This is a genomic window from Eubacterium sp. AM05-23 (assembly GCF_003477535.1).
In the GTDB taxonomy this organism is placed as follows: domain Bacteria; phylum Bacillota; class Clostridia; order Eubacteriales; family Eubacteriaceae; genus Eubacterium; species Eubacterium maltosivorans.
Window position 1 is genome coordinate 353,851 of record NZ_QUDF01000001.1, and the last position, 12,079, is coordinate 365,929.

Below are 12,079 nucleotides of genomic sequence, written 5' to 3' on the forward strand. Positions count from 1 at the left end.
GGATACAAAGAACATGGAAGCAGAAAAAGAAAAAATTAAATTAACCCTTGATGTGAGCTCGTGTAAGCCGCTGAGAGAAATCGTGTTTGAAACCATTAGAAACGCTATTATCAACGGAGACCTGAAGCCGGGACAGCGCCTGATGGAAGTACAGCTGGCAGAACAGCTGGGCGTCAGCCGTACGCCAGTGCGTGAGTCGATCCGTAAGCTGGAGCTGGAGGGGCTTGTAAAAATGGTGCCGAGAAAGGGCGCTTATGTTACGCCCATGTCCATCGACGATCTCCGGGATATGATGGAAATCCGACGCGCTCTGGAAGCCCTGTCCGCTGAGCTGGCAGCTAAGAACGCGACAGAGGAGGATATCAAAAAGCTGGAGGAAAGCAACCGAGGCTTTGAGGAGTCTGCCCTTAAAAATGATGAAGAAGGCATTATCAACTACGATATTGCGTTTCATGAAACGATTTACCGCGCAACAGGAAACGAACGCCTGATCCAGATGATCAACTCTCTCAGAGAGCAGATGCAGCGTGTCCGTGTGGAATATGTTCATCACATTGAGGACAAGACGCCGCTGATCGGCCAGCATCAGAAGATTATTGACAATATTGCAGGCCACCGCTGCGCAGAAGCCAGTGAAGCGGCTGGAGCTCATATCCAGATCACGGAAAAAGATATGGTGGCTGTGCTGGAATAGAATGGACAGTCCACTAAAAAAACACCTCCCGAAAAACCAGAATCTGGCGTTTCAGGAGGTGTTTTAATCTGTGGATTAATCCTCGGAATCTTTTTTCTTTCTGTGCTGGAGGAATTCCGGCTCTTCCGGCGGCGGCCCGGGCTCAAAATCGATGGAGCTGTAATGCTCGGGCAGCTTTTCGATTTTTGTCTTGACCTCTGGCTCCAGATTCCGGCGGCGTTTTCGCGGCTTTCGCTTTGAGAGCACGTCCTTGTTCAGCCCCTGGACTTCTTCGGTCTTGTGCTCTGCTGCCGTGTTATCGGCTTCTGCGCTGGTCTTGGGTTTTTTTAATGTCTGCGCGGCCCGCTGTCGTTTTTTTTTAGCCAGACTCGGCGGGTTGTTGAGCAGCTCCTTGTTTCTGAAAATGGCGATCACCATCAGGATACACCCGACGACAACAAAAATATCAGCAATGTTAAAAATGGCAAAGCCAATGAGGCGGACGTCGAAAAAGTCGATCACATAGTTCAGGCGGATACGGTCGATCAGATTACCGACGGCGCCGCTGATGATCATAGACAGCGCCAGATTGACGTCAAAATACCGCTTGGTCTTTGGCATGATGACAAAGAAGTAGACCAGCACGATAATAAAAATCAGGGTGAGAAGGATCAGGAAGATCTGCTTCCCGGCAAAGATACTGAAAGCAGCGCCGGTATTCTCCACGTAGGTCAGGTGAAAAACATGGGGAATGACTGGGACAGTGGTGACGGGCGACAAAAATGTAACGGCCAGATATTTGGTTAGCTGGTCAACAACGATTCCTCCAATGATGAATAATATATAAAATAACATGGATGCTCCTTAAAAGGGCCGCCGATAAAAAACGGAGCGGCAATGCCTGGGGATCGCTTTTTATCTTGGTCCGGAATTTTATAAATTCAGTGTTAACTGCCTTGTTTGTTTTATCATTGTTCAAGTATACATGATAATTTGAAATTTTTCAAAGATTTCTTAGAAAATTGTTTAATTTTTTCTCTTAAAATGGTAAGATGGAGGTTGTTAATCTATTTTTTAAGACAGGAGGTGCAGGGAATGCGCATTAAATTTGATAAGCAGTATTTGAAATACTATACCTATGCGGTTTTAGGCGTCATTACCATTATTCTGTTTTATAAGATACTCGACAATCTCGGCTTTATTCTCTCAGCGATCAGCAATGTGGTTGGATCAGCCTTTGAAATTCTGCTGCCCATTATTATGGGGGCAGTGCTGGCCTACTTTTTGTTCCGCCCCATGCGGTGGATTGAGAAGAAAGCCTTTAAGTACATTAAAGGAAGTGAGAAAAAACCAAAACTCGTCAGGCTTCTGGCAGTTTTGGTCGTCTATATCATCACGATGATCGTGGTGATCCTGTTCATGTATATCTCGATACCGGCCATTATTGACAGTGTGCTCGGTTTAGTGAGCAGTATACCCACCTATGCGGCGGAAATCAATACTTTTCTGATAAACCTGTCACACCGCGGCGGTTTCTTTAAGGATTTGGTGGACATGATACAGCTGGACCTGTCTTCGGTCCAGAACCTGAACGCCAAGGATACCATGGATTTTATTTTTGGCAATATGAATTTCAACTCCGAATCGGTTAAGCAGATTGGAAACATTGCCGTTGGCTTTGCCAAGGGAACCACCAGCTTTTTAATCGGTTTTGTGGCAGTCTTTTTCTCCGGCTTCTACCTGATGCTGGACAAGGAAAATATTGAGCGCCAGCTGAAACGGCTGAACCGGACAATCCTGAGCCCAAAGGCCAACAGCGGTTTTAACTGGGCCATCCGTACCATTGACGGTGTTTTTTATAAATACTTCTCTGGTAAAATCATGACCTCGGCCTTAATCGGGCTTATCTGCTACATTGGGCTTCTGGTGCTGCGGGTGGAATACGCGCCGCTCATCGCGCTGGTGGTGGGTGTGACCAATGTTATCCCTTATTTTGGCCCGATTATCGGGGCTATCCCAGGTATTTTCCTGACATTGTTGTACAGCCCGGCAAAGGCTCTCGGGGTGGCGATCTGGATTCTCATCGTTCAGCAGTTTGACGGCAATGTGCTGGGACCAAACGTGCTGGGAAAAATCGTGGAGCTGAACCCCTTCTGGGTACTGTTCTGCGTCATGGTGGGCGGAAGCCTTTTCGGACCGCTCGGCATGTTTGTGGCCATTCCGTTTTTTGCGGTCATCAAGGTGTTTGTCACCGAGGCGCTGGTCCGGTGGGAGCGGCGTAAGACGACGGTTCAGGAAGAGGTTACGGATAAAATTAATGAAAATATGAAGGATCTTTTATAGAGAAATAAAACACTTTTGAAAGGATAGATAGACAAATGGAAAATGTATTTGACGTACTAAAAGAACGCGGTATGATCGAGCAGTGTACCAATGAGGAAGAAATCCGTAAATTATTGGGCAGCGAATCGGTCACCTTTTATATTGGCTTTGACCCGACAGCAGACAGCCTGCACGTCGGCCATTTTATTCAGATTATGGTGATGGCGCACATGCAGCGCTACGGGCACAGACCCATTGCCCTGATCGGCGGCGGCACCACCATGATCGGGGACCCTTCCGGCAGACAGGATCTGCGTCAGGTCATGACCCAGGAACGGATTGCTGAAAACGGCGAAAAATTTAAAAAGGTCTTTGAAAAATTCCTGACCTTTGAGGATGACCGTGCCATGATGGTCAACAACGCGGAATGGCTTCTGCCATTAAACTATATCAGCTTCTTAAGAGATGTGGGCGCTCACTTCTCTGTCAACCGGATGTTGACCGCAGAATGCTACAAGTCCAGAATGGAAAAGGGGCTGACCTTCCTCGAGTTTAACTACATGCTGCTGCAGGCCTATGATTTCTATGTGCTGCACAAAAACTACGGCTGCAAAATGCAGTTTGGCGGTAACGACCAGTGGTCCAATATCATCGCCGGGGCCGAGCTTGTACGCCGCAAGGACGCCCAAACCGTGTATGGTATGACCTTCTCTCTGCTGACCACCAGCGAGGGCATTAAAATGGGTAAAACCGCCAAAGGCGCGCTGTGGCTTGATCCTGAAAAAACCTCACCCTACGAGTTCTACCAGTACTGGCGGAATGTGGCAGACGCTGACGTTGAAAAATGTCTGGCCATGCTCACCTTCCTGCCCATGGATGAGGTTCACCGTCTGGGCTCCCTGGAGGGTTCTGAAATCAACAAAGCCAAGGAAATCCTGGCCTATGAGGTTACCGCCATGGTTCACAGCAAAGAGGATGCGGACAAGGCACAGGAAGCCTCGAGAGCCTTATTTGCGGGCGGCGTAAAAACCGACGATATCCCGAGCGTGGATCTGTCAAGGGATGCGCTGGGCGACGGTATGGAAATCCTGACACTGCTGGATGCGGCTGGCCTGATCCCAACCAGAAGCGAAGGCCGCAGACTGGTACAGCAGGGCGGTATTGAAGTGGACGGCAATAAAATTACAGACATCAAGGCGCTTATCACGCCGGCCGATTTCAAGGATGACGCCATCATTGTTAAAAAGGGCAAGAAAGTCTATCGTCAGATTAAATTAGTATAAGAGGTGACCGAATTGATTAGTTCAAATCCAGTGCGGGGCGCGCGCGATATTCTGCCCCGGGAAATGCTTATCCGGGATCAGCTAGAACAGCAGATCCTGGCAATTTACAGAAGTCATGGGTTCTCGCGGATTGAAACGCCGGCCCTTGAAAATATCGATTTGCTGCTCGGCAGCGACGGCGGCGAAAACCTGAAGATGCTCTTCACGGTTTTAAAACGCGGTGACAAGCTTAAGGTACATGAGGGAAGCACTGTGTCGGATCTCTGCGATATGGGCCTGCGTTTTGATTTGACCCTGCCGCTGAGCCGTTTTTACTCAAACAATGCCGGTGAGCTGGAAACGCCTTTTAAAGCCATCCAGATTGGCAATGTGTTTCGGGCGGAGCGCCCGCAGAAGGGGCGTTACCGTTCCTTTAAGCAGTGCGACATTGATATTATCGGTGATCCTACCGTATCGGCTGAGATGGAACTGATCAACACGACCTCCAAAGCGCTCATGGCCATCGGCTTTGAGGGCTTCACCATCAAGGTGAATGACCGCAAGCTGCTGAACGCCTTTATCGCAAAGGCGGGCTTTAAGGAAGAGGATGCAGGCTCGGTCTGCATTTCCCTGGACAAGGCGGATAAGATCGGGGCGGACGGTGTGAAAAAGGAGCTTATCGAAAAGGGCTATGATGCGGCAATGGTGGGTGCTTTCGTGGACGAGGCGGCTACCATTACGCTGGACAACATCGGCAGCAAGGTCGATGAGCCCGAGGCTGTGGCTGATCTGAAAAGGGTCATTGAAACCAGCAACGCTTTGTCTGGCGGCAGGTATCACGTCGTCTTTGACTTTACGCTGATCCGCGGCATGGGGTATTATACCGGCCAGATTTTTGAAGTCAGCTATGGACCGTATGGTTTTTCCATTGCCGGCGGCGGGCGCTATGACAACATGATCGGCAAGTATGCTAAAAATTCGGTTCCGGCGGTTGGTTTTTCCATCGGCTTTGAACGGATCGTCAACATTCTTTTGGAGGAACAGGCAGATAAAGCGTCTGAAAACAAACGGATTCTGCTGTTCTATGACGCGGGTAAGGACGCTATGACGGAGGTCATTCCCTGTGCCGACAAGCTGAGGGCGGACGGCTACACCGTGAATCTGGTCGCCATGAAGAAGAAATTCGGCAAGCAGATCAATTATTATGAAGGCAAGGGATACGGCGGATTTATGGTTTTTGGCAGAGACGAAGAAATAAAAGCATTTTAGCAGTTCAAGGGCGTGGCTTTAGCACACGCCCTTCTCAGTTTTAATGCGAAAAAATAAATAAACAGTAAGGAAAATTATGAACAGACAAGTACATCTGATCGCAACGACGGCCTTTGGGCTGGAGAGCGTGGTAAAGGATGAAATTAAACGCCTGGGATATGAAATCGAGGCGGTTGAAAACGGGCGGGTTTACTACACCGGCCCTCTTTCTGCCATTGTGGCGTCCAATTTATGGCTGCGGTGCGCAGACCGGGTTCTGCTGAAAATGGGGCAGTTTCGGGCAGAAACCTTTGATACGCTCTTTGAAAAAACAAAGGCGCTGCCCTGGGAGGACTGGATTCCGGTAAAAGGGGTCTTTCCCGCGGCCAAGATCACCAGCGTAAAATCCAAGCTGTTCAGCAAATCGGACGGACAGCGGATCGTGAAGAAGGCGGTGGTTGAGCGGTTGAAAAAAGTCTATGGCGTGGGCTGGTTCGAAGAGACGGAGGGACACTATCCCATCCATATCCAGATTTTAAAGGACGAAGTGGTTCTCTCCATTGACACCAGCGGCTCTGGTCTGCACAAGCGCGGCTACAGGCAGTACGGTAATGAGGCTCCGCTCAAGGAAACCATCGCAGCGGCTCTGGTTTATCTGTCGCGCTGGCAGCCACACCGCGTCTTTCTCGACCCGCTTTGCGGCTCTGGAACCATTGTCATTGAGGCGGCTCTGATGGGAAAAAACATTGCGCCGGGTTTGAAACGGAGCTTTGTTTCTGAAGAATGGCCGGCCATACCGGCGAAATTGTGGGAGGAAGCGCGGGAAAACGCCAAGGCGGCTGTCAATGACCGTGAATTCCGCCTTCTGGGGTCGGATATTGACCCGGCAGCTCTGAAGCAGGCGCGTATCAACGCAGAGCTGGCTGGCGTCACCAATTATGTGGCTTTTCAGAAGCTGCCGGTTCAGTCTGTGGCGACTAAAAGGCGTTACGGGGTCATTGTCACCAACCCGCCTTATGGCGAACGTATCGGGCAGGAAAAGGAAATTCAGGCGCTCTACCGCGATATGGGTGAGGCATTTTCCGGGCTGGAGGACTGGTCCTACTTTATTATCACGGGCTATCCGGAATTTGAGCGTTATTTTGGCAAAAAAGCCACAAAAAACCGCAAGCTCTACAACAGCACCATCAAAACTTATTTCTACCAGTATTTCGGCCCACTGCCGCCCAGAAAGCGGCGTGATGGGGAAGCGGACGACCGGTAATATTTACCGGCCGTGGGCGTTTGGGTAAAGCTGATAGGAAGCGGCAGGGATAGAACGAAAGGTGATTTTATAGTTGATAAGTCTCCACTATCCACTAAATTTTAAATAATCTTTATTTAATGATTCAATGTTAAAATAAAATAAAAATAAGCAGGTATAAAATGAAAAAGAATGATCGTAAAAAGCCACGGAACGACCGTGGACGGGAACAGAAAAAGGAAAGCTATCACCGGGCGGACCTGAAGCGGCGTGACGCGCGCAGACAGGACGATGACGGGGATGACAGCTTTGTGATTGTCGGCAAAAACCCGGTGATGGAAGCCCTTCGCTCAGAACAGCAGATCGATAAGCTTCTGATCCTCAAGGACAATAAGGACCATGTGCTGGGCACGATTGCCGAAAAGGCGCGCAAGCGGGGCATTGTGGTCCAGAGTGTGGAAAAAATCAAGCTGGAGGGCCTGGCGGACGGACAGCCGCACCAGGGCGTGGCAGCAATGATGGCGCCCTTTCCCTACAGCAGCATGGAGGATGTGCTGGCAAAAGCTGCCGCCAGGGGCGAGGAACCCCTTGTGGTGATCTTAGACCACCTGACGGATCCGCATAATTTGGGCGCGATTATCAGAAGCGCCAACCTCTGCGGGGTTCACGGCGTCATTATTCCAAAGCGCCGGTCAGCGGGCCTGACGGCCGTATCGGTCAAGGCGTCCTCAGGCGCGGTGGCCCATACCCCCATTGTCAAGGTCGGCAACCTGACACAGTGTATTGATGATCTGAAGGCAAAGGGCTTCTGGATTATGGCGGCGGATATGGACGGGGCGCCTTATTACAAAAACGATTTTAAGGGCAAGCTGGCCATCATCATCGGCAACGAGGGCAAGGGGATCAGTCCCAATGTGAAAAAACAGTGCGATTACAGCGTTTCGATTCCGCTTTACGGCGACATTGATTCTTTTAACGCGTCTGCCGCGGCGGCCATTATCCTGAGCGAGGCGGCCAGACAGCGCCACCAGTAGGTACGGTCTGTTTCGGACCGTACCGCAGCAGGGCGCGGAACCGTACAGGATGAAGGGAGGTGTCAAAAATAAAAACCTATCTGATTGTCGATGGCTACAACGTGATCCATCACTGGGCAGAGATGGAAGGGCTGACAGAATTCAGCCTGGAGGAGGCCCGTGAGGATCTGATTGAGCAGTTAAACAGCTACAGCGGGCTGATGGGCTATGAAACGGTTTTGGTTTTTGACGCCTACTCTCAGGAAAGCGGCCCGCGGCGCGAGGAAATACGCGGCCGTATCAAGGTGGTTTTTACCGAGAAGAATAAAACCGCGGATACCTATATTGAAAAGCTGGTATTCAGCCTGCCTAAGCCCTACACGGTCAAGGTGGTTACCTCAGACTATACGCTTCAGCGTGTGGTGCTGGCGGGCGGCGGGGAGCGGGTCCCGTCCCGCGAGCTGATCCAGGCCATGCGTGAGAGCGCGAAGCAGGTCAGGAAGCAGTACCGCAGAACCGAGAGCGATACCCGCAACAAGCTGGAGGACTACATGGACGACGAGGTGCTGGCGGTTATGAAAGAACTGAGAAAAGGAAATGTGGAGGATTGATGGACAAGGATCTGGAACTTGTGAAAAAAGCCCAGAGTGGTGATAAGGAAGCAGTGGTGGCCATTGTAGAAAAATACCGCTGTGTGGTGACGCAGAAGGCCCGGCCCTTTTACTATATCGGCGGCGACCAGGAGGATTTGATCCAGGAGGGCATGATTGCACTGCTGGGCGCTATCTGGGACTACCGCGAGGACCGCGGCACAAGCTTTAAAACCTTTGCCGGACTGTGTGTGGAAAACCGGATCAAAAGTGTGGTCACAAAGGCGAAGCGGCCGAAGCACAGCCCAATGGGCGATACGGTCTCACTCTACTCACCCGTTTCAGAGGACGACCCGGAGACCACGCTGCTGGATCTGGTGGCCTCCACCGCGGCGCTGGACCCCAATGAGGAGCTGGTGACCCGCGAGGCTGTGGAGCATTTCAGCCAGGTGGCTAAGAGCGAGCTCTCAGAGCTGGAAAAGCAGGTACTCTATTATTACCTGAAGGGCGCGTCCCACCAGGAGATCAGCGATAAGATCGGCCGGTCAAAAAAGGCTGTGGACAACGCGATCCAGCGGATTCGAAAAAAAATCTAAAAATTTTAATAAAAGGGCTTGACTATCCTATCAGAATAGAGTATCATATAGAAGCTGTCGATGTTGAGTCCGAATTCGCAAAGCGAATTTGGCAGCACGCATAGAGCGTTAGCGGGCGTGCGGTAACGAGACAAACGCAAATGATACGGAAATTCTCCTGAAAGGTTATAAAATTTTCGAAGCATTTGTGAGCCTTACATGGGGAGATGCCCGAGTGGCTAAAGGGGGCGGACTGTAAATCCGTTGACTGAGTCTACGATGGTTCGAATCCATCTCTCCCCACCAAAAGCAGAGAACCCAATCTTTGTGGAAAAGATTGGTGTGAATCGCTTTCGCAGAATTGATCGATTTGTTTCGTCTGAAAGACGAATCAAGACAAATCGTGGCAATTCTGTGAGCGAACTGAAACAATTATCAAAACTTAAAAAAATAACATGCCCTTGTAGCTCAGCAGGTAGAGCACCACCATGGTAAGGTGGGGGTCTCCGGTTCGAATCCGGACAAGGGCTCCATAGAATGAGAATGAACGGCTTACACAGCCGTTTTTTATGTTTCAGCTCATGCGCCGCCTATTTTGGCGGCTTTTTTGTTTTCGGGCGTGATGACACACCGGGAACGAGGCAGATCTTTATTATTTTTGATGAGCTTCTATGGGTTGATTTATTACCAAACGGGTATAAAGACACAAACTAAAAGTGTGGGATGGCCTTTCAGAAAAAAGCACACACGTGTCACATTTTTGGCGTGATAAGTTTTTTTGGGAATTGCAGATACAGACAAAAGGCAGTATTATTTAAGTGCCATTATTAGAAAAGAATATTTTCCGAATGCTTGTGATTATGAATGCTCCGGCATTTTTAATGATATTTTCCAAAGGAGAAATTAAATGAAACAAAGAAATTGCACTAAAAAAAGCGGGCTGCTCTATCTGCTGGCCTGTCTGGTTCTGCTTTTAAGCTTTTCGCCTTTTACAGCAGTTCACGCCGCTGAGGACAACCCGGCCACTTATCAGGTCATCTTTGACCCGGATGACGGGAGTGGATATAACGAGTGGTACAAGGTAACCGTTCTGGCAGGCGGAAAAATAACAGATAAACCCGCCGACCCTCAGAAGGACGGCTTTATTTTTGAAGGATGGGCATACGCGTATGACGGCGCGGGCAGCCCGATTTTATGGAACTTTGAGAACGACGTTGTAACTGAGAACACCACACTGTGGGCCGTCTGGGGAGAAGCCTATCAGGTCGTCTTTGACCCGGAGGATGGAACAGGCTATAATGACTGGTATAAGGTAACCGTTCCGGCAGGCGGAAAAATAACAGATAAACCCGCCGAACCTCAGAAGGACGGCTTTATTTTTGAAGGATGGGCATACGCGTATGACGGCGCGGGCAGCCCGATTTTATGGAACTTTGAGAACGACGTTGTAACTGAGAACACCACATTATGGGCAGCCTGGGCAAATGGCACCATCGTCGCCTTTGACCCGGATGACGGAAAGACCACGTATCCAGATTTTTATAAAACCGTCGTCAAGCCTGGCGACAAAGTTACAGACATCCCCGCCGATCCCCAGCGCGAAGGGTACATCTTTGGGGGATGGGCGTACGCATATGACGAAAATGACAAGCCCCTGCTTTGGGATTTTAACAACCCGGTCGGGGAAGAAAACATGACGTTGTGGGCCGTGTGGAACAAAGCATACCTTGTCGTGTTCGACCCGGAAAATGGGACGGAGTACAGCGACTGGTTTAAAGCAACGGTGCCAGAAGGCGGCAAAATTACAGATAAACCGGATAATCCGGCAAGAGATGGCTATGTTTTCAAGGGATGGTACAGTCATTTAGACGCCGAGGGCAATCCCGTTTACTGGAATTTTGACCAGGATGTGGTGACCGGCAATACAACGCTGTGGGCGTCGTGGAGCGAAGAAGAAAACAATCATGCCGGAGACGGCAATGAGGCGGCAGGAGTCAGCCAGAATGGCTCTGGAAATAGCCAGGACAAAACAAGTCTCTCAAGCAAGAACCCATCAACCGGTAATGAAGGCAATTACTTTTTAGGCGTTCTGGCAGTGTTGGGCGTCATTTCTTTAGGGATACTGGTTACGTTGAAAAATAAAAGATAAAAGCAAAAAGCGCACAAAAGTGGCCGGAGCCTCTCGCCGGACGGCAAGAAATTTTTGATCATTTTTTCGAACAGAACAATCGAGACGATTGCCGAAACGAACTGTAATTTTTAGAAGAAAAGAATGATGGCGGATAATAAACAGAATTATGTTCCAGGCCAACGCCAAGCACATAGTGACCACCCTCCGTACTGAGGCGTGCGTGGAGATCTGCGGTCAGGGATAAAAAGATTGGGGGACAGTGTCTGGCGGTGTTTAAAAAAGGCGGCCGGCGGGTATATATATTTTCGAACACACAGACCTCTTATTTTAACGAACAATTCACTCTCCCAATTTTCTCTCGCGAAGCCCTGGCCCAGACGGCCGGGGCTTCGTTTCTTAAGGAAAACCGTATTTTCTTAAGGCGATTTGACAAGGAGTGTCGGGTCGGTTATACTAGGAGTGTATTTAAGAGAGTATCAATTGATTTCACATATTTTTGCAAGTCGTTTTTGTCTACTTAAGTTCAATGTAAGCTTGGTGACAAGAGGGTTTGCAAAAATATGTGTTTTTTTATTTTACGATTGCGAATATAATACAGTTTCTAGGAGGTACCACAATGAATAATGGTACAGTTAAATGGTTTAATGGCGATAAAGGTTTTGGTTTCATCTCAAGAGAAGACGGCGACGACGTATTCGTACACTTCTCATCCATCGTTGGCGATGGCTTCAAGACCTTAAATGACGGCGACAAGGTAACCTTTGACACCGAACAGGGCCCGCGCGGCCTGCAGGCTAAGAACGTCTGCCTGGCGTAGTCTGCCACCGATTGATCAAATTTTAAGCCGGATGCTTCCGGCTTATTTTTTTTATCCCAATTTTATTTAAGTTTTGGAACAAAAAAGCTTGAAACCCCCCGGATGCTATTGTATAATATGCTGAGTGAAGCCGTCCGGAATATGGAAAAAACGGCGCGCATCAAATCGTATCTATTTAAATTAATTTATAATCTTTAAGGAGATA

11 protein-coding genes and 2 tRNA genes are annotated in these 12,079 nt (G+C 49.4%); 12 read left to right on the forward strand and 1 reads right to left on the reverse strand.

Translation table 11 applies throughout. The annotated features are described in order from the left end of the window. Positions 1-13: 13 nt before the first annotated feature. Entirely contained in the window at positions 14-694 is a 681-nt protein-coding gene (locus DW091_RS01500) for a GntR family transcriptional regulator (protein WP_058693404.1), read from the forward strand. Positions 695-769: 75 nt separating this feature from the next. Here the strand turns inward: DW091_RS01500 and lspA are convergent, their stop codons facing one another. Beyond that, positions 770-1,528, reverse strand: coding sequence for a signal peptidase II (gene lspA / locus DW091_RS01505; protein WP_074617944.1), 759 nt, complete (start codon positions 1,526-1,528; stop codon positions 770-772). Positions 1,529-1,768: 240 nt separating this feature from the next. On the opposite strand from lspA, the gene DW091_RS01510 reads away from it, so the two are divergent. The 11 genes from DW091_RS01510 (at position 1,769) to DW091_RS01560 (ending at position 11,874) form a co-directional block, all read left to right on the forward strand. Then, the gene (locus tag DW091_RS01510; RefSeq protein ID WP_058693406.1) at positions 1,769-3,016 is read left to right on the forward strand and encodes an AI-2E family transporter; all 1,248 of its coding nucleotides are present in this window, start codon (positions 1,769-1,771) and stop codon (positions 3,014-3,016) included. 35 nt (positions 3,017-3,051) lie between these two features. Further along, entirely contained in the window at positions 3,052-4,278 is a 1,227-nt protein-coding gene (gene tyrS, locus DW091_RS01515) for a tyrosine--tRNA ligase (RefSeq protein ID WP_096918653.1), read from the forward strand. Positions 4,279-4,281: 3 nt separating this feature from the next. Beyond that, positions 4,282-5,526 carry a histidine--tRNA ligase gene (hisS, locus tag DW091_RS01520; protein ID WP_224168721.1) on the forward strand — a complete coding sequence of 415 codons (1,245 nt, stop codon included), beginning with the start codon at positions 4,282-4,284 and terminating at the stop codon, positions 5,524-5,526. A 76-nt stretch (positions 5,527-5,602) separates the two neighbouring features. Further along, complete coding sequence (locus tag DW091_RS01525) at positions 5,603-6,769, forward strand: class I SAM-dependent RNA methyltransferase (RefSeq protein WP_074617943.1); 1,167 nt, start codon at positions 5,603-5,605, stop codon at positions 6,767-6,769. 161 nt (positions 6,770-6,930) lie between these two features. Continuing rightward, on the forward strand, positions 6,931-7,782 hold the full coding sequence (gene rlmB, locus DW091_RS01530) for a 23S rRNA (guanosine(2251)-2'-O)-methyltransferase RlmB (RefSeq protein WP_096918655.1): 852 nt from the start codon (positions 6,931-6,933) through the stop codon (positions 7,780-7,782). Positions 7,783-7,841: 59 nt separating this feature from the next. Then, positions 7,842-8,372: an NYN domain-containing protein gene (locus tag DW091_RS01535; protein WP_096918656.1), complete on the forward strand. Its 531-nt coding sequence runs from the start codon at positions 7,842-7,844 to the stop codon at positions 8,370-8,372. Continuing rightward, positions 8,372-8,947 carry a sigma-70 family RNA polymerase sigma factor gene (locus DW091_RS01540; protein WP_074617941.1) on the forward strand — a complete coding sequence of 192 codons (576 nt, stop codon included), beginning with the start codon at positions 8,372-8,374 and terminating at the stop codon, positions 8,945-8,947. The genes DW091_RS01535 and DW091_RS01540 overlap by 1 nt, the downstream gene beginning before the upstream one ends. Positions 8,948-9,147: 200 nt before the next feature. Further along, a tRNA-Tyr gene (locus DW091_RS01545) sits at positions 9,148-9,232 on the forward strand. A 151-nt stretch (positions 9,233-9,383) separates the two neighbouring features. After that, a tRNA-Thr gene (locus tag DW091_RS01550) sits at positions 9,384-9,459 on the forward strand. 374 nt (positions 9,460-9,833) lie between these two features. Beyond that, positions 9,834-11,075, forward strand: coding sequence for an InlB B-repeat-containing protein (locus tag DW091_RS01555; RefSeq protein WP_118517228.1), 1,242 nt, complete (start codon positions 9,834-9,836; stop codon positions 11,073-11,075). A 598-nt stretch (positions 11,076-11,673) separates the two neighbouring features. Continuing rightward, positions 11,674-11,874 carry a cold-shock protein gene (locus tag DW091_RS01560; protein ID WP_038352544.1) on the forward strand — a complete coding sequence of 67 codons (201 nt, stop codon included), beginning with the start codon at positions 11,674-11,676 and terminating at the stop codon, positions 11,872-11,874. Positions 11,875-12,079: the final 205 nt, after the last annotated feature.

Excerpts from the sequence above, each read along its gene's own strand:
- DW091_RS01500 (WP_058693404.1), top strand. The coding sequence starts at position 14 with ATGGAAGCAGAAAAAGAAAAAATTAAATTAACCCTTGATGTGAGCTCG.
- lspA (WP_074617944.1), bottom strand. The coding sequence starts at position 1,528 with ATGTTATTTTATATATTATTCATCATTGGAGGAATCGTTGTTGACCAG.
- DW091_RS01510 (WP_058693406.1), top strand. The coding sequence starts at position 1,769 with ATGCGCATTAAATTTGATAAGCAGTATTTGAAATACTATACCTATGCG.
- tyrS (WP_096918653.1), top strand. The coding sequence starts at position 3,052 with ATGGAAAATGTATTTGACGTACTAAAAGAACGCGGTATGATCGAGCAG.
- DW091_RS01525 (WP_074617943.1), top strand. The coding sequence starts at position 5,603 with ATGAACAGACAAGTACATCTGATCGCAACGACGGCCTTTGGGCTGGAG.
- rlmB (WP_096918655.1), top strand. The coding sequence starts at position 6,931 with ATGAAAAAGAATGATCGTAAAAAGCCACGGAACGACCGTGGACGGGAA.
- DW091_RS01540 (WP_074617941.1), top strand. The coding sequence starts at position 8,372 with ATGGACAAGGATCTGGAACTTGTGAAAAAAGCCCAGAGTGGTGATAAG.
- DW091_RS01555 (WP_118517228.1), top strand. The coding sequence starts at position 9,834 with ATGAAACAAAGAAATTGCACTAAAAAAAGCGGGCTGCTCTATCTGCTG.
- DW091_RS01560 (WP_038352544.1), top strand. The coding sequence starts at position 11,674 with ATGAATAATGGTACAGTTAAATGGTTTAATGGCGATAAAGGTTTTGGT.